This window comes from Arthrobacter zhaoxinii, assembly GCF_025244925.1.
GTDB classification, from domain to species: Bacteria; Actinomycetota; Actinomycetes; order Actinomycetales; family Micrococcaceae; genus Arthrobacter_B; species Arthrobacter_B zhaoxinii.
The window spans coordinates 2,699,876-2,720,990 of sequence record NZ_CP104275.1 but is presented as its reverse complement, the minus strand read 5'-3'; the positions used below and the strand labels follow the sequence as shown (position 1 = coordinate 2,720,990).

29 protein-coding genes are annotated in these 21,115 nt (G+C 63.5%); all 29 read left to right on the top strand.

Going from position 1 to position 21,115, the window contains the following annotated elements; translation table 11 throughout:
• The first annotated feature begins 172 nt into the window (after positions 1 to 172).
• The 29 genes from N2K95_RS12675 to rpsM all read left to right on the top strand — a co-directional run bounded on the left by N2K95_RS12675 (position 173) and on the right by rpsM (position 21,093).
• Entirely contained in the window at positions 173 to 5,629 is a 5,457-nt protein-coding gene (locus N2K95_RS12675; RefSeq protein WP_260653860.1) for a hypothetical protein, read from the top strand.
• A gap of 32 nt (positions 5,630 to 5,661) precedes the next feature.
• Entirely contained in the window at positions 5,662 to 5,793 is a 132-nt protein-coding gene (locus N2K95_RS12670; protein ID WP_260651829.1) for a hypothetical protein, read from the top strand.
• Positions 5,794 to 6,291: 498 nt separating this feature from the next.
• Positions 6,292 to 6,600: a 30S ribosomal protein S10 gene (gene rpsJ, locus N2K95_RS12665; protein WP_146361073.1), complete on the top strand. Its 309-nt coding sequence runs from the start codon at positions 6,292 to 6,294 to the stop codon at positions 6,598 to 6,600.
• 17 nt (positions 6,601 to 6,617) lie between these two features.
• On the top strand, positions 6,618 to 7,274 hold the full coding sequence (rplC, locus tag N2K95_RS12660; protein WP_255790511.1) for a 50S ribosomal protein L3: 657 nt from the start codon (positions 6,618 to 6,620) through the stop codon (positions 7,272 to 7,274).
• A gap of 4 nt (positions 7,275 to 7,278) precedes the next feature.
• Entirely contained in the window at positions 7,279 to 7,893 is a 615-nt protein-coding gene (gene rplD / locus N2K95_RS12655) for a 50S ribosomal protein L4 (RefSeq protein ID WP_227918737.1), read from the top strand.
• Complete coding sequence (gene rplW, locus N2K95_RS12650) at positions 7,890 to 8,195, top strand: 50S ribosomal protein L23 (protein WP_104052736.1); 306 nt, start codon at positions 7,890 to 7,892, stop codon at positions 8,193 to 8,195. The genes rplD and rplW overlap by 4 nt, the downstream gene beginning before the upstream one ends.
• Positions 8,196 to 8,225: 30 nt before the next feature.
• Entirely contained in the window at positions 8,226 to 9,065 is an 840-nt protein-coding gene (gene rplB, locus N2K95_RS12645) for a 50S ribosomal protein L2 (protein ID WP_146361090.1), read from the top strand.
• Between the two features lie 12 nt (positions 9,066 to 9,077).
• Entirely contained in the window at positions 9,078 to 9,359 is a 282-nt protein-coding gene (gene rpsS, locus N2K95_RS12640; protein WP_104052734.1) for a 30S ribosomal protein S19, read from the top strand.
• Positions 9,360 to 9,397: 38 nt separating this feature from the next.
• The gene (rplV, locus tag N2K95_RS12635; RefSeq protein ID WP_255790509.1) at positions 9,398 to 9,763 is read left to right on the top strand and encodes a 50S ribosomal protein L22; all 366 of its coding nucleotides are present in this window, start codon (positions 9,398 to 9,400) and stop codon (positions 9,761 to 9,763) included.
• Positions 9,764 to 10,606, top strand: a complete 843-nt coding sequence (gene rpsC / locus N2K95_RS12630) for a 30S ribosomal protein S3 (RefSeq protein ID WP_227918732.1) — start codon at positions 9,764 to 9,766, stop codon at positions 10,604 to 10,606.
• A complete protein-coding gene (rplP, locus tag N2K95_RS12625) occupies positions 10,607 to 11,023 on the top strand; it encodes a 50S ribosomal protein L16 (protein WP_055239353.1) in 417 nt (138 codons plus the stop codon). It abuts the gene before it with no gap.
• Positions 11,024 to 11,025: 2 nt separating this feature from the next.
• Positions 11,026 to 11,355 (top strand): 50S ribosomal protein L29, encoded by a 330-nt coding sequence (gene rpmC / locus N2K95_RS16290; RefSeq protein WP_304658988.1) that lies wholly within the window; start codon positions 11,026 to 11,028, stop codon positions 11,353 to 11,355.
• A complete protein-coding gene (gene rpsQ / locus N2K95_RS12615) occupies positions 11,352 to 11,657 on the top strand; it encodes a 30S ribosomal protein S17 (protein ID WP_279326965.1) in 306 nt (101 codons plus the stop codon). Before rpmC ends, rpsQ begins: the two co-directional genes overlap by 4 nt.
• A 383-nt stretch (positions 11,658 to 12,040) precedes the next feature.
• The gene (gene rplN, locus N2K95_RS12610; protein ID WP_055239356.1) at positions 12,041 to 12,409 is read left to right on the top strand and encodes a 50S ribosomal protein L14; all 369 of its coding nucleotides are present in this window, start codon (positions 12,041 to 12,043) and stop codon (positions 12,407 to 12,409) included.
• 3 nt (positions 12,410 to 12,412) lie between these two features.
• Positions 12,413 to 12,772, top strand: coding sequence for a 50S ribosomal protein L24 (gene rplX, locus N2K95_RS12605; protein ID WP_255790507.1), 360 nt, complete (start codon positions 12,413 to 12,415; stop codon positions 12,770 to 12,772).
• Complete coding sequence (gene rplE, locus N2K95_RS12600; RefSeq protein WP_227918727.1) at positions 12,772 to 13,341, top strand: 50S ribosomal protein L5; 570 nt, start codon at positions 12,772 to 12,774, stop codon at positions 13,339 to 13,341. The genes rplX and rplE overlap by 1 nt, the downstream gene beginning before the upstream one ends.
• A 90-nt stretch (positions 13,342 to 13,431) precedes the next feature.
• Entirely contained in the window at positions 13,432 to 13,830 is a 399-nt protein-coding gene (gene rpsH / locus N2K95_RS12595; protein WP_146361106.1) for a 30S ribosomal protein S8, read from the top strand.
• A gap of 18 nt (positions 13,831 to 13,848) precedes the next feature.
• On the top strand, positions 13,849 to 14,385 hold the full coding sequence (gene rplF, locus N2K95_RS12590; RefSeq protein WP_230021134.1) for a 50S ribosomal protein L6: 537 nt from the start codon (positions 13,849 to 13,851) through the stop codon (positions 14,383 to 14,385).
• A 2-nt stretch (positions 14,386 to 14,387) separates the two neighbouring features.
• Positions 14,388 to 14,771, top strand: a complete 384-nt coding sequence (rplR, locus tag N2K95_RS12585) for a 50S ribosomal protein L18 (protein ID WP_229949992.1) — start codon at positions 14,388 to 14,390, stop codon at positions 14,769 to 14,771.
• Between the two features lie 29 nt (positions 14,772 to 14,800).
• Positions 14,801 to 15,481: a 30S ribosomal protein S5 gene (gene rpsE, locus N2K95_RS12580; RefSeq protein WP_227918719.1), complete on the top strand. Its 681-nt coding sequence runs from the start codon at positions 14,801 to 14,803 to the stop codon at positions 15,479 to 15,481.
• Positions 15,481 to 15,693 (top strand): 50S ribosomal protein L30, encoded by a 213-nt coding sequence (rpmD, locus tag N2K95_RS12575; protein ID WP_227918717.1) that lies wholly within the window; start codon positions 15,481 to 15,483, stop codon positions 15,691 to 15,693. The genes rpsE and rpmD overlap by 1 nt, the downstream gene beginning before the upstream one ends.
• Position 15,694: 1 nt before the next feature.
• Positions 15,695 to 16,150, top strand: a complete 456-nt coding sequence (gene rplO, locus N2K95_RS12570) for a 50S ribosomal protein L15 (protein ID WP_255790492.1) — start codon at positions 15,695 to 15,697, stop codon at positions 16,148 to 16,150.
• Positions 16,151 to 16,394: 244 nt separating this feature from the next.
• On the top strand, positions 16,395 to 17,705 hold the full coding sequence (gene secY, locus N2K95_RS12565; protein WP_260651828.1) for a preprotein translocase subunit SecY: 1,311 nt from the start codon (positions 16,395 to 16,397) through the stop codon (positions 17,703 to 17,705).
• On the top strand, positions 17,702 to 18,274 hold the full coding sequence (locus N2K95_RS12560; RefSeq protein ID WP_260651827.1) for an adenylate kinase: 573 nt from the start codon (positions 17,702 to 17,704) through the stop codon (positions 18,272 to 18,274). The genes secY and N2K95_RS12560 overlap by 4 nt, the downstream gene beginning before the upstream one ends.
• Positions 18,275 to 18,321: 47 nt before the next feature.
• On the top strand, positions 18,322 to 19,146 hold the full coding sequence (map, locus tag N2K95_RS12555) for a type I methionyl aminopeptidase (RefSeq protein ID WP_260651826.1): 825 nt from the start codon (positions 18,322 to 18,324) through the stop codon (positions 19,144 to 19,146).
• A gap of 244 nt (positions 19,147 to 19,390) precedes the next feature.
• Positions 19,391 to 19,921, top strand: a complete 531-nt coding sequence (locus tag N2K95_RS12550) for a glycerophosphodiester phosphodiesterase (protein WP_260651825.1) — start codon at positions 19,391 to 19,393, stop codon at positions 19,919 to 19,921.
• Between the two features lie 173 nt (positions 19,922 to 20,094).
• Positions 20,095 to 20,316: a translation initiation factor IF-1 gene (infA, locus tag N2K95_RS12545; RefSeq protein ID WP_055239372.1), complete on the top strand. Its 222-nt coding sequence runs from the start codon at positions 20,095 to 20,097 to the stop codon at positions 20,314 to 20,316.
• Positions 20,317 to 20,399: 83 nt separating this feature from the next.
• Positions 20,400 to 20,513 (top strand): 50S ribosomal protein L36, encoded by a 114-nt coding sequence (gene rpmJ / locus N2K95_RS12540; RefSeq protein ID WP_012397712.1) that lies wholly within the window; start codon positions 20,400 to 20,402, stop codon positions 20,511 to 20,513.
• 202 nt (positions 20,514 to 20,715) lie between these two features.
• A complete protein-coding gene (gene rpsM, locus N2K95_RS12535) occupies positions 20,716 to 21,093 on the top strand; it encodes a 30S ribosomal protein S13 (protein ID WP_230021123.1) in 378 nt (125 codons plus the stop codon).
• Positions 21,094 to 21,115: the final 22 nt, after the last annotated feature.

Below are 21,115 nucleotides of genomic sequence, written 5' to 3'. Positions count from 1 at the left end.
TTCGGCTCCTGCATCCGACCCATCCCCGGCTACGCCCCCGCCGGCCGGTTCCGGGTTCACTGCCCCTGTCGCTCCTGCGGGACCCCCGACCCGCCCCGGGACGGCGTCACCCTCCGTCCCCACGGCTCCCACTGGTTCCCCCCGTGACGTCCCGGCGGCTCCTCGGGCTCCGATGCCCGCAGCGCAGCCCGTCCCGGTCCCCGTCGGGCGGCGGGCAGCCCCTGCCCCGGCACCGGGTACCTCGCACCGGAACGCTGCTGATCAGCCCAGGCCCGTTCCCCCCAGGCCGGCTCCGCCGGTCAAGACCGAAGCACAGCTGAAGGAAGAGAAGCGCCGGCGGGACCTGCGCAACATCAACATCACGCTCTACTCAGCCAGCCTCCTGCTGGTTGCTGCTGCGGCACTGTTCATTGGCCTGGCCATCCCCGCCGAGGCACGCTTCTTCGGCGTCGTTGCCGTCACTGCGCTCTTCTATGTTTCCGGACTGGTCATACACTCCCGCAGCACGCGTCTGAAGCCGGCAGCCGTTGCCTTCACGGGCACCGGCCTGGCCCTGATCCCCGTGGTGGGACTCGCTCTGTTCAATTTTGTGCTGCCTGACGGTCCGGCAGCCTGGCTGGTGACCTCGGTGGTCGGAACGGCGGCGTTTGCCTTTGCCGCTGCCAAGATCGAGAGCAGGGTGGTCACCTACCTTGCCCTGACCTTCCTGCTGTCCTCGGGTCTTGCTTCCGGTGCCGCACTGCGCTGGGGAATTGTCTGGTATTTCCTCTTCACGGTTATCCTCGCCACCTTGATCAGCCTCGCCGCCATCCGGCGTCCCGCCTGGTTGAACAACCTCTACGTAGATGCCTTTGTCCGTTCCCACCGTTATCTGGTTCCGGCCACGGCCATCGCTTCCGTCCAGATCTCCGGGCAGCTGAGCGCGGCGCAGCTGGGCATCCTGTTCCTTTCCTTCGCCGTTTACTACGCGGTCATGCTCTGGCAGGGACCTACCCGCAACCAGCTCGTCAACAGCTACGGGCTGCGGGCGGCGGGCACCGTGGGGCTCACGTCCCTGTTCTACTCCTTTACGGACAGCAGCCAGCTGACGCTGCTGGCCTTCGCCGTCCAGGTCGCCGCCCAGACCGCGGGGGTCCTGGCGCGACGCCCGCTGTACGGTACCGCCGCCCTGCTGCAGGTGGCGGCCAGGAGCACCGGCCTGCCGCTGGAAGTCGATCACCGTCCGCGGACGGAAGCAGGAGCGGTATCCGGCACGGATGCCGCTCTGCACGCAGCTGCTGCAGGCACCGGTGGGAAGTCGGTGTCACTACCGCCGGCACCACCGGCACCCCCTGCTCCGCCGGCAGCCGTGTCCCCGCCCGCCCCTGCCCCCGCCGCTACTGTCAGCCTCAAGAAGAAACCCGCCGTGGCTCCCGAAGTGGCGGCCCGCAGATTCTTCCGGGTGGATGTTGCCGCGCTTCTGATTCTGCAGGCGGGCACCGCTCTGGCCGCGGGACTTTGGTATGTGTTTGCCGAGCGGCAGACTGCGGGTGGTTCCGCTGCCTTCGCCGGAACCGCCGTCGTGGTCCTGCTGACGTATTTGGCTGCCGCGTGGAAACTCGGCGGACGGCTTGAGTTCACCGTCGTGGTACCCGTCGCCCTCGCGTTCATTCCCAACATGCTCGTGCCCGGCGGCACCCTGTGGCCGGGAGTCACGGCTACCGCAGTCCTCGTCGCCTACCTGGTGGTCCGCGCTGTGCGAAGCGATGCGCAGGCGCGCCCCGTGTTCGTCCTCGCAGCACGCGCGGCGGCCGTCCTGCTGGTACCCCTGGTGGTCCTGGCCGCCCTTGCCGGCGCCGCAGGAGCAAACACAGCAGCCTGGGCCCTCGTCTCCGCCGTGCTGGCACTGGCGGTCAACCAAACTGTCTCGGTTATCCGTATCTCGCGCGGAAAGGACGAACGGTTCCCGGGTACCGCCATCGGCGCAGCAGCTGCCGGTGCCGCCGGGCTGACCCTGTTGCTAAGTGTCCAGGAGCGGCCCGGCGTGGCGCTGACCCTGGCCGGACTGTGGGCTGTTGTGGCCTCCAACGCGCTGACCTCCGCGCTGCGGCCCCGCGGACTGTACCTCCTGGCCGCACCCGCAGGATTCTCTGCCGCAGCGCTCATCGGTGCGGGCGTGTTCGGCGTCAGGGGTTACGAGCTGCTCACAGCCGCGGCCCTTTGCTACTGCGCGGTCCAGGCAGGGAAACTGGCACCCCGGACACACCGGAGCTACTACATAGCGGCAGGCCAGGTGCAACTGACTGTCCTTACCGGACTGGTTGCCGCAGACTTCGGTGCCGGCGTGCACGGCATCTTTATCACCGTGGCTGTCTGTCTGGCTGTCCAGCACCTGGCCCGTATCGTCTTTGACCGCCGGCTTCACGGTTTCGGCTTGTCCAGGACCATCCTGTGGACAGCATTGACCCTGCTCGGGATGCTGCCGCCGCTCTACTACATCCTCACCTATACCGCGGCACGTTCGGACACCGGCGTTGTCCTGCTGCTGATCGGTGCCGGGACTGCGGCCTTCACTCAGGGGGCCTATACCCTCGGCGCTGCGGGCCGCATCGGTTTCGGCGCGCTCCACCGGACCGGAATCGATTCCGCTCCGAAGGCTGCCGGGACTCTACCTCCAGCGGGCGGTCCGTACGCTGCCGGATCCACTGCTGCCATTGGTACCGCAGTTGCAGCAGCGCTGGTAATGCTGCTCAGCGCCGGTGTGCGGATGGCCGAGGAAAACAGCGGCATTGCCACTGTGGCTGTTCTGGCGGGTGCCCTGGCCGTCAACATCTTTACCGCGCTGATGCTGCGCCGCAGCTGGCTTGCACTGGCGGCACCCGCCGGTTTCGCCGCTGCGGCCGTCATCGGCGCGGGGACACTGGGACTGGCGGGCTACGAGATCCTCGTGCTGGCGGCGCTTGGCTACTGTGCCTACCTCGTCCTGGGGCGGAACAATGCCTTCCGCGGCGCCTATCTCCTGGCTGCCCAGATTCTTGCCTTTGTTCTGGCCGGGCTGGTGGCGGCCGATCTCACCGGAAGCATCCATTCGGTCTTCGCCACCGTGGCCGTCGCAATCGCCGTCGGACAGGTGCTGCGGACTTTCCTTGCCGGGAGGCTGGAACCGCTGGGCCTGGCATCATGGGCACGGTGGGGCGGGCTGGCCGCCTCCGCCGGAGTTCCCCTGGCATATCTCGGGCTGCAGGCGCAGGCAGCCCAAAGCGGCATGCTGATGTTCCTTCTCCTGTGTGCAGCCGGGGTGGCGGTCTTCAGCCAGCTGGCCGCCGTCGTCCAGGTGCGCAGGGGAAAGCCGCTTCCGTCGGCTGCCGGGTTCCTCACCGCGGCTGCACTCGTGGCACTGCTGGCAACGGTTGCCTCCCGTGGAATCGAAGGGCAGGGGATCGGCTGGACCCTGGTGTTGCTGTGGACCGCGCTGGCGGCAAATGCTGCCACCTCACTGTTGCTTTCCGACAGGTATGAAGTAGCGGCGCTGGCAGGATTTGCTGCCGCCGGAGCCATAGGTGCCGGCGTCCTGGGGCTGCGCGGCTACGAACTGCTGGTCCTGGCAGCCTTGGCCTACGCGGCGTATCTCGCGTTGAAGCGGGAAGAGACGAATAAGGGTCTCTACCTGCTCGGCGTACAGGGGCTTCTGGTGGTGCTGACGGTCCTTGCAGCGGCCGATCTTGGAGCCGGCATGCACGGCCTCTATATCGCCGGCGCAACGGCGCTGGCGATCCAGCAGCTGCTCCGTACGCTGCTGGAGCGCCGCCTCGACTCGCACGGATATTCGGAAACGTCGCAGTGGTTGAGCCTCGCGTTGCTGGCGCTCCTTCCGTTCTATTACGGTTTCCAGGCCGGACCAACAACCCAGCGCCTCGTTGTGGCCCTTCACCTCTTCCTGCTCCTCGTCACCGGGTCCGCGGCGTTTATGCGCCGGCGCGGCGGTGGCGGGCCCCGGTCAGCCTGGGTTCTCTATCCCGCCGGATACGCACTGGGTGCGATGCCGGTGGTCCTCAGCAGCGGAGGGTTCGTCCCGGACCCGCTGCTTGCCCGTGGAGCGGCAGGGGCGCTCCTGCTTGCCCTTGCTGTGGCAGCACTGTGGGGGGAAGCCCGCCGGTCCCTCGATAAGCCCACCCGCACGGCGTTGCTTGTCATCGCCGTCACCTATACCGCGACGGTCCTGGTAACCACTGCGCCGGGGGACAACAGCTTCCTGTCGGCGGCAGCCTTCGCAGTGGGCGGGGCGGTTTTCCTGGTTCTCTCCTACACCCGGAGCCAGCCGTGGCTGGCGGTTGGCCTGCCGCCCCTGCTTGTTGTCGGGATGATGTTCGTGTTCCAGGGGCTCACCGATACTGTGCTCGGCGGCATCGAAGATGCGGGGTTCGCGTCCCTCCTGCCCATATGGGCCGCCGCGGCCGTCCTTCAGGCAGTCCGCCTGGCCACCCCGCTGAAGCAGGTCGAAACGTCCGGGCCCGGCAATGCCGCGCGCGGTGCCGTGCCGCCGTCGCTGCTCCGCCGGAGGATCCTGGGCTCGGCCTCCGCCTTTGTGCTGGCCTTTGCTGCCGTTCCCGCAATGGCACCGGATGTCTCTGCTGCAGCCGGATCACTGACCGTCGTTGTTGCCGTGGTGCTTGCGCTCTTCGAAGTACCCGCCCGGTTCCGGGAACCGGCCGTCCAAGCTGCGGCCCTCGTGGCCGCACTGGCAGTGCAGAGAATCAGCTGGCTCGTCCTGGGTGACGTGAATGGATTCTGGTCCCTGCAGTACTGGGCCGCAGTGCTGACCGGCCTGGCTGCCTACGAGTTCCTGCGTAAGCGTGACCAGCGGGGCACCGTGATCCTGGCGGTTGCGGCCGTCATCCTGTCCGCCAGCGGACTCACCACGGCTATTTTCGGGGGAGGCGGAAGGCAGCTCTGGGCACTGGTGGCACACGCCGGACTTCTGGTGTTCGGTCTCCTCGCCAGTAGAAGGCTGTTCACCCTGTGGGGTGCGGCCGGTGTTGTGCTGGCGGTGCTTTGGTACCTTCGCGGCTACACCTTCCTGCTCCTGGCACTGCTGGGCATCGGGTTGATCGCCCTGGCCGTCTGGCGGCTGACGCGGGTGCGGACCGACGAGCCCGGGAATGTTCCGGGTACTCCGGGTACTCCGGGTGCCCCGGGTGCTCCGACGCCCGCGTATGCGCCGGCTGCTCCGGCTGCTCCGGAAGTCGGATACGCTCCGGGTGCTCCGACGCCCGGGAATGCTCCGGGTGCTCCGGAAACCGGATATGCCCCGCCTGCACCGGGTGCCGGATATGCCCCGCCTGCACCGGGTGCCGGGTACGCCCCGACTTCGCCGGATGCCGGGTACGCTGCACCTGCACCTGCACCTGCACCTGCACCTGCACCTGGGCTCGGGTACGCGCCGCCTGCTCCGGAGGCCGGGTATGCACCGCCCGTGGAGCCGGCCCGGGGGAGTGGGCCGTCGGCATCCGGGTACCCGGAGGCGGACACCACGGACACCACTGCCGGCACGGGAAGCACGGCGGCCGAGCCCCGCAGCGGTGCGGGAACCGGATCGGAGACAGACGCACCCGACCGGGCATCATCTGCGGAGGAGGACCGCACTCACTGACACCGGGATCACGGCTCCGCTAGGCTCGGAGGATGGAATTTCTCATTCTTCTGGGTATCGCAGCCGCATTAGCTGCAGGCATTGGGTGGTCCCGCAAGCGGTTCCGCCCCGAGATCGAGCGGACAAAGCGGATCCGCCGGGCCAACCGGGAGGACCGGCCCTGACTTTTCCGCCGGCCCGCGCCGGTGCGTTAGACTGGGGGAAGCTGAAAACGCTGCTCCCGGGGGTTTACTCCGGGGAGCGGCGTTCCCGGACTCGGGAAGCCCTGGAGGGAGACCTCCGGCGAGTGATGCCTGATTAGCCATCCATGCCCGAGTCTGGCAGACTAGAGAAGTTGTTCAAGCGCTTTTGTGCCCACACGCGCCCACGTTCCTGCGAACAGCAGGGAATGAGGCAGTGGTGAGATTGCGTCCCGGTCAGGATAATGCCTGATGCAGGGTCGGATCCTTAGGGGAAAGAGCCCATATATAACCCGCCCCTACTCTTGCTCGGCGTCGTCGGTCTCAAAACCGCGACACGCCCGAGCGCGGGGGTCGGAGCCTCGGCAGGGTGAGGAACCCGGAATTATCCGGATTCAGTCTGTTGGAGGGGCGCCAGGCCGTAAGGCAGTTCGGTGCAAAAACTGTACAGAGAGCATTACTCGAAGAAAGAGGCACGACGCCATGGCGGGACAAAAAATCCGCATCCGGCTGAAGTCGTATGACCACGAGGTCATCGACGTATCAGCACGGAAGATCGTTGAAACGGTCACGCGTGCAGGCGCAACGGTAGTAGGCCCCGTGCCGCTGCCCACGGAAAAGAACGTTTACGTTGTTATCCGTTCGCCGCACAAGTACAAGGACAGCCGCGAGCACTTTGAAATGCGCACGCACAAGCGCCTGATCGACATCATTGACCCCACGCCCAAGGCCGTTGACTCGCTTATGCGTCTCGACCTGCCTGCAGACGTGAACATCGAAATCAAGCTGTAGGGGGGGAGCGGATACTTATGTCTACTTCACTTACACGCCAGGTAAAGGGACTGCTGGGCACCAAGCTCGGCATGACCCAGGTTTGGGACGAGAACAACAAGCTCATCCCCGTAACCGTCGTCCAGGCTGACTCCAACGTCATCACGCAGCTGCGCAACGCGGAAAAGGACGGCTACACCGCCGTTCAGATCGGCTACGGCCAGATCGACCCGCGCAAGGTGACCAAGCCGCTGGCCGGCCACTTTGAAAAGGCCGGCGTCACGCCGCGCCGCCACGTAGTTGAACTGCGTACCGCCGATGCCGACACCTACGAGCTGGGCCAGGAACTCTCCGTTGAGATTTTCGCAGCCGGCCAGAAGGTCGACGTCGTCGGAACCTCCAAGGGTAAGGGCTTTGCCGGTGTCATGAAGCGTCACGGCTTCCATGGCGTTGGTGCCTCCCACGGTGCACACAAGAACCACCGTAAGCCGGGTTCCATCGGTGGCGCATCCACCCCGGGCCGCGTCTTCAAGGGCGTTCGGATGGCGGGCCGCATGGGCGGCGTCCGTCACACCACCATGAACCTCACGGTTCACGGTGTGGACGCCGAGAAGTCGCTCCTGCTGATCAAGGGTGCCGTTCCCGGCGCCCGCGGCCAGGTCGTCCTCGTACGCTCTGCCGTGAAGGGAGATTAGTCTCATGGCTAACGAAACCACTGTTGAATTCCCCGCAGAGATCTTCGACGTTCAGACGAACGTACCGCTGCTCCACCAGGTGGTAGTTGCTCAGCTTGCAGCCGCCCGCCAGGGTACGCACAAGACGAAGACGCGTGCCGAGGTAAGCGGCGCAGGCCGCAAGCCGTTCAAGCAGAAGGGCACCGGCCGGGCTCGTCAGGGCTCCATCCGTGCTCCTCACATGACCGGTGGCGGCGTAGTCCACGGACCGACGCCCCGCGATTACAGCCAGCGCACCCCCAAGAAGATGAAGGCTGCTGCACTGCGCGGCGCCCTGTCGGACCGGGCACGCAACGGCCGTATCCACGTCCTCGAATCCCTGGTTGAAGGCACCAAGCCTTCCACCAAGGACGCACTGAGCGCCCTGCGTTCGGTTTCCGACCGCAAGAACCTGCTCGTTGTTATCGAGCGCGCCAACGATGTTGCCGCACTTTCCGTGCGCAACGTTCCGGCTGTTCACGTGATCTACGTAGATCAGCTGAACACCTATGACGTGCTTGTTGCCGACGACGTGGTCTTCACCAAGGCTGCCTACGACGAGTTCGTCGGCAAGAACACAGTCAAGGAGGACGCCAAGTGAGCGCGACCACCGCTAAGGATCCGCGCGACGTAGTGCTTGCACCCGTCGTCTCGGAAAAGAGCTACGGCCTGATCGACGAAGGTAAGTACACCTTCCTGGTCGACCCCCGCTCCAACAAGACCGAGATCAAGCTGGCCGTGGAGAAAATCTTCTCCGTCAAGGTCGACTCGATCAACACCATCAACCGTGCCGGTAAGCGTAAGCGCACCAAGTTCGGATGGGGACAGCGCAAGAACACCAAGCGCGCCATTGTCACCCTCAAGGACGGCACAATCGACATCTTCGGCGGTCCGCTCAGCTAGGGCGGAGACCACTTTAACGAGGAATAAATAATGGGAATCCGTAAATACAAGCCGACTACCCCGGGCCGTCGCGGCTCGAGCGTAGCCGACTTCACCGAAATCACGCGGTCGACGCCGGAAAAGTCGTTGGTACGTCCGCTGCCCAAAAAGGGCGGCCGTAACAACACCGGTAAGATCACGACCAGGCACAAGGGTGGTGGACACAAGCGTCAGTACCGTCTGATCGACTTCCGCCGCCACGACAAGGACGGCGTCAACGCACGCGTTGCCGAGATCGAATACGATCCGAACCGTACCGCCCGTATTGCGCTGCTGCACTACGTTGATGGCACCAAGCGTTACATCATTGCTCCGAACAAGCTCAAGCAGGGCGACTTCGTAGAGGCCGGCGCCGGCGCTGATATCAAGCCCGGCAACAACCTGCCCCTGCGTAACATCCCCGTGGGTACCACCATCCACGCTGTTGAACTGCGTCCGGGCGGCGGTGCCAAGATGGCCCGCTCCGCCGGTGCGTCCGTTCAGCTTGTCGCCAAGGAAGGCCGCTTCGCCCAGCTGCGTCTGCCCTCCGGCGAAATCCGCAACGTTGATGTGCGCTGCCGCGCCACGATCGGCGAGGTCGGCAACGCCGAGCAGTCGAACATCAACTGGGGCAAGGCCGGCCGTATGCGCTGGAAGGGCGTCCGCCCGACCGTCCGTGGTGTCGCCATGAACCCGGTCGACCACCCGCACGGTGGTGGTGAAGGTAAGACCTCCGGTGGACGCCACCCGGTCAACCCGAACGGTAAGCGCGAAGGCCGTACCCGCCGTCCCAATAAAGAGAGCGACAACCTCATTGTGCGTCGCCGTCGTTCCGGCAAGAACAAGCGATAGGAGCCTGGAAACATGCCACGCAGCCTGAAGAAAGGCCCCTTCGTCGACCAGCACCTGTTTCTCAAGGTAGCGGCCGAAAACGAAAAGGGCACCAAGAACGTCATCAAGACGTGGTCTCGCCGTTCGATGATCATCCCCGACATGCTCGGGCACACGATCGCCGTACACGACGGACGTAAGCACATTCCGGTGTTTGTCACCGAGTCGATGGTCGGGCACAAGCTCGGCGAATTCGCTCTGACGCGGACATTCCGCGGCCATGTGAAGGACGACCGCAAGGGCAAGCGCCGCTAGGCGCTGCTCTTTCGGCAGAAGACGAGAGAAGGAAAGCAATGGAAGCCAAGGCAATTGCGCGTCATATCCGCGTAACGCCTATGAAGGCCCGGCGCGTCGTCAACCTTGTTCGTGGCAAGCAAGCGAATGAGGCTCTGGCAATTCTGAAGTTTGCCCCCCAGGCAGCTTCGGAGCCGGTACTTAAGGTAATTCAGTCGGCTATGGCCAATGCACGTGTCCTCGCGGACCGTGACGGCGTGGCCTTCGACGAGGGTGACCTCTTCATCAGCGAAGCATTCGTTGACGAAGGACCCACCATGAAGCGGTTCCAGCCGCGGGCCCAGGGCCGCGCCTACCGCATCAACAAGCGGACCAGCCACGTCACTGTGGTAGTCGCAACCCCTACGATCGAGGAGGAACGCTAAGTGGGACAGAAGGTAAACCCGCACGGGTTCCGACTCGGCATCACCACTGACCACGTATCGCACTGGTTTGCTGACAGCAACAAGCCGGGACAGCGTTACAAGGACTTCGTCCGCGAGGACATCAAGATCCGTCAGCTGATGTCCACCGGCATGGACCGCGCCGGCATCGCCAAGGTAGAGATCGAGCGCACCCGCGACCGTGTCCGTGTGGATATCCACACTGCACGTCCGGGCATCGTCATCGGCCGCCGCGGCGCCGAAGCGGACCGCATCCGCGGCGAGCTCGAAAAGCTCACCGGCAAGCAGGTCCAGCTGAACATCCTCGAGGTCAAGAACCCCGAGATGGAAGCACAGCTGGTTGCCCAGGGCGTCGCTGAGCAGCTCTCTTCCCGCGTGGCTTTCCGCCGTGCGATGAAGAAGGCCATCCAGTCCGCACAGCGTGCAGGCGCCAAGGGTATCCGTATCCAGTGCTCCGGCCGTCTGGGCGGCGCTGAAATGAGCCGTTCGGAGTTCTACCGCGAAGGCCGTGTGCCCCTGCACACCCTCCGCGCGCAGATCGACTACGGTTTCTTCGAAGCCAAGACCACCTTCGGCCGCATTGGCGTAAAGGTCTGGATCTACAAGGGCGACGTTACCGCTAAGGAACTGGCTGCACAGCAGGCTGCTGCACCGTCCCGCGGACGCTCCAACGATCGTCCGGGCCGCGGCCCGGCCGACCGCGGCGACCGTGGCGGCGACCGCCGTCGTCGTCCCGAGCGCGGCGACAAAGCCGCCGCGCCTGCTGCTGCAGAGGCTCCGGCCGCTGAGGCAGCTGCCCCCGCAGCAGAAGGAGGACAGGCTTAAATGCTTATCCCACGTCGAGTCAAATACCGTAAGCAGCACCACCCGGGTCGCTCCGGCGCTGCAACCGGCGGCACCGCCGTCAGCTTCGGCGAGTGGGGTATCCAGGCTCTGACGCCTGCGTACGTCACCAACCGCCAGATTGAAGCTGCGCGTATTGCCATGACACGCCACATCAAGCGTGGCGGTAAGGTCTGGATCAACATCTACCCGGACCGTCCGCTGACGAAGAAGCCTGCTGAAACCCGTATGGGTTCCGGTAAGGGTTCTCCGGAGTGGTGGGTTGCAAACGTCAAGCCGGGCCGGGTTCTGTTCGAACTCTCCGGTGTTTCCGAAGAGGTAGCTCGTGAGGCCCTGCGCCTGGCGATCCATAAGCTGCCGTTGAAGGCACGCATTGTGCGTCGCGAGGGTGGTGAATAGAAATGGCAGTTGGATCAAAAGAGCTGACAACTGAGCAGCTGGACGGCTTCGATAAGGACCGTCTCGTAGAAGAACTGCGCAAGGCCAAGGAGGAGCTGTTCAACCTCCGCTTCCAGTCGGCTACCGGCCAGCTGGAAAACCACGGTCGTCTGCGTGCAGTCAAGCGCGATATCGCCCGCATCTACACGGTGCTGCGTGAGCGCGAGCTGGGCATTCGTCCCGAGGTTGTCGCTCCCGTTGAGGAAGCAGCACCCGAGGCACCGAAGAAGTCAAAGAAGAAGGCTACCAAGTCTGAAGCTGAAGCCAAGGTCGCTGAGGATGATGCCAAGTGAGCGAAAACAAGAATGAGGCAGCAGTGACAACTGACGCAAACGGAGCCGATGCCCGCGGGTACCGGAAGACCGCACGCGGCTACGTGGTCTCGGACAAGATGGATAAGACCATCGTTGTCCAGGTTGAAGACCGCGTGAAGCACGCCCTTTACGGCAAGGTTATCCGCCGGACCGAGAAGCGCAAGGCCCATGACGAGCAGAACGCTGCCGGCATTGGTGACCTCGTGCTGATCGCGGAGACCCGGCCGCTGTCCGCTACGAAGCGGTGGCGCCTGGTCGAGATCCTCGAAAAGGCCAAGTAACCTAGTAGTAAGAAGTACCGGCCGGCCCGCCGGTGTGTTCCTGCAGTAAGCGCAGGACACACCGGCACCGTCCACAGCGTGAGGGCCCCGGCCGCGTTATCATCTTCGATTTCGCATCCGGGGCCTTTTCGCGATAAACTTGAAATCTTGTCTGTGTGGTGGGGAAGTGTGTCCGGAATCCGGACCCGAATCGGGTCTCGAAGCCGGCCGGCCTTCTCACCGCCGAATGAGACAAAAGCCCGATAATCTTGTTCGACGCTTCGACGGCGGCTGCACTGGCGTGCGGCCCGCCGAAGGGCGTTGAGTACCAGTATTACGGGGTCCACCCATATCCGTTCCGCAAGGCTCTTTGAAGAGAACCGGCGCGACGACAGGAGTAATAAGTGATTCAGCAGGAGTCGCGACTGAAGGTCGCCGACAACACGGGTGCCAAGGAAATCTTGACCATCCGCGTTCTCGGTGGATCCGGCCGTCGCTACGCAGGCATTGGCGACACCATTGTTGCCACCGTCAAGGATGCAATTCCCGGCGGCAACGTCAAAAAGGGCGACGTGGTCAAGGCCGTCATCGTCCGTACCAAGAAGGAACGCCGCCGCCAGGACGGTTCCTACATCAAGTTCGATGAGAACGCTGCAGTGATCTTGAAGAATGACGGCGACCCCCGCGGTACCCGTATCTTCGGGCCGGTCGGCCGCGAACTTCGCGACAAGAAGTTCATGAAGATCATTTCGCTGGCTCCGGAGGTGCTGTAGTCCATGGCAAAAATCAAGAAGGGTGACCTCGTTCAGGTCATCACCGGTGCAAAGGCTGAGCGCGGCGGAGACCGCGGCAAGCAGGGCAAGGTACTGAAGGTCTTCCCCGAGAGCAACCGCGTTCTCGTCGAAGGCATCAACCGTGTCACCAAGCACACCAAGGTTGGCCAGACCTCCCGCGGTTCCAACACCGGCGGCATCGAGGTTGTTGAAGCCCCGATCCACGTTTCCAACGTCGCCATTGTCGACCCGGAGACCAAGAAGCCGACCCGCGTTGGCTTCCGCACTGCAACCGTCGAAAAAGATGGCCGTGAGCGCATTGTGCGTATCCGCGTGGCCAAGGGCTCTGGGAAGGACCTCTAATGACTGAGACTGTCACCAAGATCGTTCCCCGTCTGAAGACCCGCTACGCAGCGGAGATCAAGCAGACCCTGCAGGACGAATTCAACTACTCGAACGTCAACCAGGTTCCCCGCCTCGTCAAGGTGGTTGTGAACATGGGTGTTGGAGATGCCGCCAAGGACTCCAAGCTCATTGACGGTGCTGTCCGGGACCTCACCCAGATCACGGGCCAGAAGCCCCAGGTCACCAAGGCACGCAAGTCCATCGCACAGTTCAAGCTGCGCGAAGGCATGCCGATCGGTACGCACGTTACGCTGCGTGGCGACCGCATGTGGGAATTCGTGGACCGGCTGGTCACCCTGGCCCTGCCCCGTATCCGTGACTTCCGCGGTCTGAACGGCAAGCAGTTCGACGGCAACGGCAACTACACGTTCGGTCTGACCGAACAGTCGATGTTCCACGAAATCGATCAGGACAAGATCGACCGCGTACGCGGCATGGACATCACCGTGGTTACCACTGCAAAGACCGATGACGAGGGACGCGCGCTGCTGAAGGCGCTCGGCTTCCCGTTCAAATCCGAAGATTAATTACTACGTAACAGGTCCGACGGAGGTCCGTGAGGCAACGCCGCACGGCACTCCTGCAGGAAACCGTTACGAGGGAGGGCAAGAGCCCAAATGACAATGACAGATCCTGTCGCAGATATGCTCACGCGTCTGCGCAATGCAAACTCGGCATACCACGACTCCGTGTCCATGCCTTACAGCAAGCTCAAGGCGCGCGTTGCTGACATCCTGAAGGCCGAAGGCTACATCGCCGGCTGGAAGGAAGAAGAGGCCGAGGTCGGCAAGAAGCTGACCCTGGATCTCAAGTTCGGTCCGAACCGCGAGCGTTCCATCGCCGGCGTTCGCCGCATCTCCAAGCCCGGTCTGCGCGTTTACGCGAAGTCCACCAACCTGCCGCACGTGCTGGGTGGTCTGGGCATCGCAATCCTGTCGACGTCGTCAGGTCTTCTGACCGACCGTCAGGCCGCCAAGAAGGGTGTAGGTGGGGAAGTCCTCGCCTACGTCTGGTAGCAGGGAAGGGAAAGAAAAATGTCACGTATTGGACGTCTGCCCATCCCGGTTCCTGCCGGAGTAGATATCGCCATCAACGGCAACGTTGTATCCGTCAAGGGTGCCAAGGGAGAGCTGAGCCACACTGTGCCCAGCCCGATCACGGCCACCCTCGAAGACGGCACCATCACCGTTACCCGCCCGAACGACGAGCGTGAATCCCGCTCCCTCCACGGCCTGACCCGCACGCTGATCAGCAACATGATCACCGGCGTGACCGAGGGCTACAAGAAGGATCTGGAAATCGTTGGTACCGGTTACCGTGTAGTCGCGAAGGGTTCGGACCTCGAGTTCGCCCTGGGCTACAGCCACCCGGTCCCTGTCGCGGCCCCCGAAGGCATCACGCTTACCGTGGTTGGCCCGACGAAGGTCACCGTGTCCGGTATCGACAAGCAGCAGGTGGGCGAGGTTTCCGCCAACATCCGCAAGCTGCGTAAGCCCGACCCGTACAAGGGCAAGGGTATTCGTTACGCCGGCGAGATTGTCCGCCGCAAGGTCGGAAAGGCTGGTAAGTAACCATGGCCATCAGCATTAATAAGAAGCGAAACAGCAAGAGCAAGTCTGCCCTGCGCAGCCGTCGCCAGCTGCGTATCCGCAAGCGGATTTCCGGAACCGCGGTTCGTCCGCGCCTCGTGGTCAACCGCTCTGCCCGCCACATCTTCGTCCAGGTTGTCGATGACACCCGCGGCGTAACCGTGGCTTCCGCCTCCACCATGGAAGCGGATCTGCGTGCACTGGACGGCGATAAGACCGCCAAGGCCAAGCGCGTCGGCGAACTCGTTGCTGAGCGGTCCAAGGCCGCCGGCATCGAAGCCGTTGTCTTTGACCGCGGTGGTAACCGCTACCACGGCCGTATTGCCGCAGTTGCAGACGGCGCACGTGAAGGTGGGCTGGCACTGTGACCGAGGTAAACAAGGAAAAGGAAAATCAGGTGACTGAAGCTACAGCTGCTGAGGCAACTGAGACCAAGGAAGCCGCAGCCACCGGTACCGACGACCGCCGCGGCGGACGTCGCGGCGAGCAGCGCGGTTCCGACCGTGGAGGCCGCGGCGAACGCGGTGGCCGCGGTGGCCGCGACGGCGGACGCAACGATGAGAAGGACAAGTTCATTGAACGCGTCGTGACCATCAACCGCGTTGCCAAGGTGGTCAAGGGTGGCCGTCGCTTCAGCTTCACCGCCCTCGTTGTTGTCGGTGACGGCAACGGCATGGTCGGCGTTGGCTACGGCAAGGCAAAGGAAGTTCCCTCCGCTATCGCAAAGGCCGTTGAAGAAGCCAAGAAGACCTTCTTCCGCGTCCCGCGCATCGGTGGAACCATCCCGCACCTCGTCCAGGGTGAAGCTGCTGCAGGCGTTGTCCTGCTGCGTCCGGCTTCCCCGGGTACCGGTGTTATCGCCGGTGGTCCGGTCCGCGCCATTCTCGAATGCGCCGGTATCCACGACGTCCTGTCCAAGTCGCTCGGGTCCTCCAACGCCATCAACATCGTGCACGCCACGGTTGATGCGCTGAAGCGCCTCGAAGAGCCCCAGGCAGTGGCAGCACGCCGCGGCCTTCCGCTCGACCAGGTCGTTCCCTACGCGATGCTCCGCAACATGCAGAAGGCAGGTGCCTGATGTCGACTCCGAAGAACGTCGTCGTTAGCACGGCTCGGCTGGAAATCACTCAGATCAAGTCCACCATCGGTGGTAAGCAGAATCAGCGCGACACGCTGCGTTCACTGGGCCTGAAGCACATCGGCGACTCCGTCGTCCGTACTGCTGATGCAGTGACCGTTGGCATGATCAACACGGTTCCGCACCTCGTGAAGGTTGAGGAGGCGAAGTAACATGCCCGAAGAAAACAGAACTCTGAAGGTCCATCACCTGCGTCCGGCACCCGGTGCCAAGACGGCCAAGACCCGCGTCGGCCGCGGTGAAGGTTCCAAGGGTAAGACGGCAGGCCGCGGTACCAAGGGTACGGCTGCCCGCTACCAGATCAAGGCAGGCTTCGCAGGCGGGCAGCTTCCGCTGCACATGCGTCTGCCGAAGCTGCGCGGCTTCAAGAACCCGTTCCGGGTCGAGTTCCAGGTTGTCAACCTGGACAAGATCTCGGAGCTGTTCCCCGAAGGCGGCGCCGTGAGCATCGAAGCACTGGTTGCCAAGGGTGCGGTTCGCAAGAACCAGCCCGTGAAGGTTCTCGGCTCCGGCGACATCACCGTCAAGGTTGACGTCTCCGCGAACGCCTTCTCCGCCAGCGCCGCAGAAAAGATCGCCGCAGCCGGCGGATCCACCACCACGGTCTAAGACCTCGTGGCGGGTCTGTCTCCCTCCCCGTCCGGACGCATCATGCGCGCCGGCAGGGGAGGGGCGCACGATCCAACGTTTCACCACTGAACTCCCGGCGGGCCCATCCGGTCCGCCGGGAGTTCAGTTCCGTTTAAGGCAACTACCGCGTCCCGTACGGCGTTAACGCAGTACGGGCCGCGAGCGGCTAGACTCTGTTTCTGTCACAAGTCCGCATTGGACTTCCCAAACTTCAGGAGGACGCTTGCTTAGCGCTATTGGCCGGGCTTTCCGGACACCAGATCTGCGACGCAAGCTGTTGTTTACGCTGGGAATCATCACTATCTTCCGCATGGGTGCTTTTATCCCGGCCCCGGGTGTTGACTACGGCAATGTGCAGCAGTGCTTGAATCTGGGTGCCACCTCGGGCGGCATTTACCAGTTCGTCAATCTTTTCAGCGGCGGTGCGCTGCTGCAGGTCTCCATCTTTGCCCTCGGCATCATGCCGTACATCACCGCCAGCATCATTGTTCAGCTGCTGCGCGTCGTGATCCCGCACTTCCAGGCTCTCTACGACGAAGGCCAGCAGGGCCAGTCGAAGCTGACCCAGTACACGCGCTACCTCACCATCGCGCTGGGCCTGCTCAACGCGACCACTGTCGTCTCGCTGGCCCGCTCCGGTGCACTCTTCAACAACCAGTGCGCCCTGCCGATCATCCCGGATGACAACCTGGTGACGGTCCTGCTGCTCATTGTTACGCTGACCGCCGGCACCGGCGTCATCATGTGGATGGGCGAGCTCGTGACCGAAAAGGGTGTGGGCAACGGTATGTCGCTGCTCATCTTTACCTCGATCGCAGCCTCCTTCCCCAGCGCCCTCGGCGCCATCCTCACCGCACAGGGCTGGACCATCTTCCTGGCCGTCATCGCCGTCGGCGTCCTGACGGTTGCCCTGGTCATCTTCGTGGAACAGTCCCAGCGCCGCATCCCGGTGCAGTACGCCAAGCGGATGGTCGGACGCCGCACCGTCGGCGGAACCAACACCTACATCCCGATCAAGGTGAACATGGCCGGCGTGATCCCCGTGATCTTCGCGTCCTCCATGCTCTACCTGCCCAGCCTCCTGGCGCAGTTCAATACGCCCAGCCAGGGCACGCCCCCGGGATGGGTGGTATGGATCAACAACTACCTCGTCAGCGGCGACCACCCGCTCTACATGCTGGTGTACTTCCTGCTGATCGTCTTCTTCACCTACTTCTACGTCTCCATCACGTTCAACCCGGACGAGGTCTCGGAGAACATGAAGAAATACGGCGGCTTCATCCCCGGCATCCGGGCCGGCCGCCCCACCGCCGAATACCTGCAGTACGTGCTCTCCCGGATCACGCTGCCCGGCGCCCTTTACCTGGGCTTTGTCGCCCTGATCCCGCTGATTGCTCTGGTGTTGGTTGGAGCTAACCAGAACTTCCCGTTCGGCGGAACGTCAATCCTCATCATGGTTGGTGTGGGACTGGAAACGGTTAAGCAAATTGACGCGCAGCTCCAGCAACGTCACTACGAAGGGTTATTGCGATGACAAGAATGCTCATTATCGGGCCTCCCGGCGCCGGTAAAGGAACTCAGGCGGCACGAATCTCGGACCGCCTCGGTGTCACGGCAATATCGACCGGAGACATTTTCCGCTTCAACGTCAAGGAGCAGACTCCGCTCGGCGTGGAAGCCAAGAAGTACATCGACGCCGGCAACTTCGTTCCGGATTCCGTCACCAACGACATGGTCCGCACCCGGCTCACCGAGGACGACGTCGAATCGGGCTTCCTGCTCGACGGCTACCCGCGCACCGTGGCGCAGGTGGAGGAACTGGACGATATCCTCGCCGGCAACGGCCAGAAGCTCGACGCCGTGCTCCTGCTGACGGCGGACGACGACGAACTCGTTGCCCGCCTGCTGCGCCGTGCAGAACTCGAAGGCCGCAGCGATGACACCGAAGACGTCATCCGGCACCGCCTGAGCCTCTACAAGAAGCAGACGGGCGACGTCGTCGCCCGTTACGAGGACCGCGGCATCGTGACCCGCGTGGACGGCCTCGGCGCCATCGACGATGTCACCGAGCGCGTTATGGAAGCACTGAAGGACCTGCGCTAAAGAAGGACCGGCGCTAAAAGTTATCCCGCTAGGAAGTTAGAAGACACATGTTCGGCCAGCCTCGAATCGAATACAAAACCAACGAGCAGATGCGCATTATGCGTGAAGCCGGCCTTGTATTGATCTCCGCCCTCGACGCGGCCGTGAAGGCCGCCGACGTCGGCGTCAGCACACGCGAGATCGACGCAGTATTTGCACGGGTGCTCAAGGAAGCAGGAGCAACCTCCAATTTCCTGGGCTACCACGGCTACCCGGCCACGGTCTGCACCTCCGTGAACGAGGAAGTGGTCCACGGCATCCCGGGCAACCGGGTGCTGCAGGACGGCGACATCATTTCCATTGACGGCGGCGCCGTCGTCAACGGATGGCATTCGGATTCCGCGCGTACCGTGATTGTGGGTACCCCGGATCCCGAGGACCAGCGGCTGTCCGACGTCACCGAGAACGCCATGTGGCACGGCATTGCCGCCGCCGCAAAGGGCAAGTTCGTGGGGGATATCGGCGACGCCGTGGACGACTACGTCAGCAGCGTCCCGGGCAGGAAGCTGGGGATCCTCGAAGACTATGTCGGCCACGGCATCGGGACCGAAATGCACCAGGCCCCGGACGTGCTGAACTACCGCACGGGACACCGCGGCCCCAAGCTGCGGCCCGGCCTGTGCCTGGCCATCGAACCGATGCTGGTACGGGGCAAGATCCTCACCCGCACCCTCGACGACGACTGGACGGTTGTCACCGAGGACGGTAGCCGGTCGAGCCAGTGGGAACACTCTGTGGCGATCCATGACAAGGGAATCTGGGTCCTGACGGCGCCCGACGGCGGTGCCTCGCGGCTGGAGCCGCTGGGCGTCACCCCGGTGCCGATTCCCTAGGGTTCCCGACTCAAGACAGCAGGCCCCGTTCCTTCCGGAACGGGGCCTGCTGTTTTTGTTCTCCTTCGGACCCGTCAGGGTAAACGGCACTCAACGCCGCGGGGAACACCCGGCGGGGAGCCGGTGAAGAGTGACCTTTCCCCGGTTTCCGGGCGGTCCGGAACTCTACCGTGAGGTTATGGCCTCAACACACCGGGAAACAGCCCCGACCGTCCCTTTCCCCAGGGGAAGCCGCCTGCCGGCTGTGATCGCCCACAGAGGGCACAGCACCGCGGCACCGGAAAACACCCTTCCGGCGTTCGCCGCCGCCGCAGCAGCCGGGGCTGCCATGATCGAAACGGACATCCGCCTCACGGCCGACGGAACCGCGGTGCTCCTGCATGATGCGGATCTCCGCCGAACCACGAACCTGCGCGGGCGGGTGGACCGCACTCCGTCCGCGCGGCTTGCCGGAGCAGACGCCGGCGCCTGGTTCTCCGAAAGCCACAGGGGTGTGCCGGTTCCGACGCTAGGGGACACCTCATCACGTTCCTGTCCGACTGGAACGGGCTGGGACTGGTCCTGGAATTCAAGGGGGAGTGGAGTCCCCGCGAACTGGAGCCGGTTGCCGACGCACTGTGACAGGCTGGCCGTGTTTCCGTGGACGCTGGACCTCCCGGCGCAGTGGATCGAAGCCCTTGAGGCGGGGGCGGACGGGATCATCACTAACCGTCCCGGCGCACTGGCAGCGTGGGCAAACACCCGGAACGGAAACTGGACAGCAGGAGCGATTTAACTTATGGGGGGTCTTCCCGTAGAGTTATCTGTTGGTTGTCTCTACATTCGTGCCCGGATTGACCGCTTTCGATGCCCTGTGTGCCGATGCGGTTGCCGGAACCGGACGGAGCGGCCACATTCGAAAAACCGTTGCCGGCGTCAAAGCCGGTGGCACAGACGTTAGCGGAGGATATGGCCAAGAAAGACGGCGTCATTGAGATCGAGGGCTCGGTCAACGAAGCCCTGCCCAACGCGATGTTCCGCGTTGAGCTGGCCAACGGCCACATTGTGCTCGCACACATCTCGGGAAAGATGCGTCAACACTACATTCGCATCCTCCCAGGAGACCGCGTTGTGGTGGAACTTAGCCCGTACGACCTCACCCGGGGTCGCATCGTCTACCGCTACAAATAAACCGCTGCCAAGACGGACAGCGTTCCGGTACACCGGTCCGCTGACCGTTCAAGCTCAACCCTGCAACCACGCAAAGGAAAACCATGAAGGTCCAGCCGAGCGTCAAGCAGATCTGCGATAAGTGCAAGGTGATTCGCCGTAACGGTCGAGTCATGGTGATCTGCGAGAACCCGCGCCACAAGCAGCGCCAGGGCTAATCAGCCTCTCTGGCTCCGAGGTCCGAAAGGGCACCGGTAAGAGGGCCCCTGTTTACAGGGATTCAGCCCACGCGTAGTTAATTGAATATGGCAGTGCAGCGTCTATACGCGTGACGCATACCCCCGGTACGGAGGCCGGGGACCTGGCAACAGGGACGCACTGCTTCAGACCTCCGGTAATAACCAAAGGAGAACCGCCGATATGGCACGTCTCGCTGGCGTTGACATTCCCCGCGAAAAGCGGGTAGTGATTGCGCTTACCTACATCTACGGCGTGGGCAAGACCCGTGCAGAGCAGACCCTTGTAGAGACCGGCATCAGCCCGGACACTCGCGTCAAGGACCTCACCGACGCTGAACTCGTTCAGCTGCGTGACTACATCGAGGGCAACTTCAAGGTTGAGGGTGACCTCCGCCGTGAGGTGGCCGCCGACATCCGCCGCAAGGTCGAGATCGGCAGCTACCAGGGCATCCGGCACCGCCGCGGCATGCCCGTCCACGGTCAGCGCACGAAGACCAACGCTCGCACCCGCAAGGGCCCGAAGCGCACCGTTGCCGGTAAGAAGAAGGCCGGCCGCTAAATAAGCGGTCTTCCGGCCAGGG

Bases quoted from the DNA above. Each gene is read 5' to 3' on its own strand.
- rplC (WP_255790511.1), top strand. From the start codon at position 6,618: ATGTCTACTTCACTTACACGCCAGGTAAAGGGACTGCTGGGCACCAAG.
- rplE (WP_227918727.1), top strand. From the start codon at position 12,772: ATGACTGAGACTGTCACCAAGATCGTTCCCCGTCTGAAGACCCGCTAC.
- rpsH (WP_146361106.1), top strand. From the start codon at position 13,432: ATGACAATGACAGATCCTGTCGCAGATATGCTCACGCGTCTGCGCAAT.
- rplX (WP_255790507.1), top strand. From the start codon at position 12,413: ATGGCAAAAATCAAGAAGGGTGACCTCGTTCAGGTCATCACCGGTGCA.
- rpsS (WP_104052734.1), top strand. From the start codon at position 9,078: ATGCCACGCAGCCTGAAGAAAGGCCCCTTCGTCGACCAGCACCTGTTT.
- rpmJ (WP_012397712.1), top strand. From the start codon at position 20,400: ATGAAGGTCCAGCCGAGCGTCAAGCAGATCTGCGATAAGTGCAAGGTG.
- rpsJ (WP_146361073.1), top strand. From the start codon at position 6,292: ATGGCGGGACAAAAAATCCGCATCCGGCTGAAGTCGTATGACCACGAG.
- N2K95_RS12670 (WP_260651829.1), top strand. From the start codon at position 5,662: ATGGAATTTCTCATTCTTCTGGGTATCGCAGCCGCATTAGCTGCAGGC.
- infA (WP_055239372.1), top strand. From the start codon at position 20,095: ATGGCCAAGAAAGACGGCGTCATTGAGATCGAGGGCTCGGTCAACGAA.
- N2K95_RS12560 (WP_260651827.1), top strand. From the start codon at position 17,702: ATGACAAGAATGCTCATTATCGGGCCTCCCGGCGCCGGTAAAGGAACT.
- rpsM (WP_230021123.1), top strand. From the start codon at position 20,716: ATGGCACGTCTCGCTGGCGTTGACATTCCCCGCGAAAAGCGGGTAGTG.
- N2K95_RS12675 (WP_260653860.1), top strand. From the start codon at position 173: ATGCCCGCAGCGCAGCCCGTCCCGGTCCCCGTCGGGCGGCGGGCAGCC.
- rplP (WP_055239353.1), top strand. From the start codon at position 10,607: ATGCTTATCCCACGTCGAGTCAAATACCGTAAGCAGCACCACCCGGGT.
- rplO (WP_255790492.1), top strand. From the start codon at position 15,695: ATGCCCGAAGAAAACAGAACTCTGAAGGTCCATCACCTGCGTCCGGCA.
- map (WP_260651826.1), top strand. From the start codon at position 18,322: ATGTTCGGCCAGCCTCGAATCGAATACAAAACCAACGAGCAGATGCGC.
- rplF (WP_230021134.1), top strand. From the start codon at position 13,849: ATGTCACGTATTGGACGTCTGCCCATCCCGGTTCCTGCCGGAGTAGAT.
- rplD (WP_227918737.1), top strand. From the start codon at position 7,279: ATGGCTAACGAAACCACTGTTGAATTCCCCGCAGAGATCTTCGACGTT.
- rplV (WP_255790509.1), top strand. From the start codon at position 9,398: ATGGAAGCCAAGGCAATTGCGCGTCATATCCGCGTAACGCCTATGAAG.
- rplB (WP_146361090.1), top strand. From the start codon at position 8,226: ATGGGAATCCGTAAATACAAGCCGACTACCCCGGGCCGTCGCGGCTCG.
- rpmC (WP_304658988.1), top strand. From the start codon at position 11,026: ATGGCAGTTGGATCAAAAGAGCTGACAACTGAGCAGCTGGACGGCTTC.
- rplR (WP_229949992.1), top strand. From the start codon at position 14,388: ATGGCCATCAGCATTAATAAGAAGCGAAACAGCAAGAGCAAGTCTGCC.
- rpmD (WP_227918717.1), top strand. From the start codon at position 15,481: ATGTCGACTCCGAAGAACGTCGTCGTTAGCACGGCTCGGCTGGAAATC.